Here is a 984-nt window from a genome sequence, read left to right as displayed (position 1 = left end):
GTGCGCCACCTGCAGCGCTGCGCGCTGGAGCCGCAGCCACCCGCGGCGCGGGCGCCGGTGCTGGCGCGGCTGGGCCTGCTGGCGCAGTCCCACGGCGACCCGGGGGCCGTGGCGCACCTGCGCGCGGCGCAGGCGGTGGAGCAGCCGCTGGAGGCGTGGGGCGAGCTGACGGAGCGGCTGTCGATCGCCCTGGTGGCCGAGGAGCGCTACGCCGAGGCGGCGCAGGTGCTGGTCGTGGCGCTGGACCGCGGCAGCGCCGCCCTGGGCCGCTGGTGGCACCGGCTGGGGGCGCAGCTGCTGGACGTGGTGACGCTGCAGCCGGCCGCGGCCGCGGGGCGCGAGGACCTCGTGGCGCGGCTGGAGGCGGCCGAGCCGGCCGGGGACGTGGGCGGGCGGATGCTGGACTGCATCGTCGCCTACCGCGAGGCGCTGCGGGGGCGGCGGCCGGCCGCGGCGGGGGTGCGGGTGCTGCGGGGGCTGGGCGAGGACGTGCTCGTCGAGGCGGTCAACGGCAGCGACACGTTCGTCTGCGGTTGCTGGACGCTGCTGGCGCTGGATTCCCCGCGCATCTCCCCGGTGCTGGCCGCGGCCCTGGAGCACGCGCACCGGGACGGCTCCAGCTACGCCCACGCCGGCGCCAAGGGGCTGGTGGCGCTGTCGCTGCTGTGGCGCGGTGAGCTGGTGGAGGCCGAGGTGCAGGCCCGGGAGGCGGTGACGGCGGTGCGCGCGGCGCGGCTGCACCACGACCTGCCGGTGGTGAGCGGCTTCCTCGCCGAGGTCCGCGCCTGCCGCGGTGACGTGGCGGGGGCGCAGGAGGCGCTGCGGCGGGGGCAGGCGCTGGACGCCGGGCACGGGCACGGCAGCTGGTACTGGGTGCTGTACTCGGTGGGCGCGGTGCACGCGGCGTGCGGCCGGCACGGCGAGGCCGTCGAGGCGCTGCTGGCGTGCGGGCGGCGCTTCGCGGCCGTCGGGGGGGAGAACCCG

At 79.3% G+C, this 984-nt stretch carries 1 pseudogene; it reads left to right on the top strand.

The features are described from left to right. Positions 1-984 (top strand): annotated as a pseudogene (locus ABEB16_RS22365) (hypothetical protein); the annotation flags it as partial.

This window comes from Kineococcus glutinatus (assembly GCF_039542765.1).
GTDB classification, from domain to species: domain Bacteria; phylum Actinomycetota; class Actinomycetes; order Actinomycetales; family Kineococcaceae; genus Kineococcus_A; species Kineococcus_A glutinatus.
The sequence above is the reverse complement of the archived record's forward strand: the minus strand, read 5'-3'. Positions and strand labels throughout refer to the sequence as shown.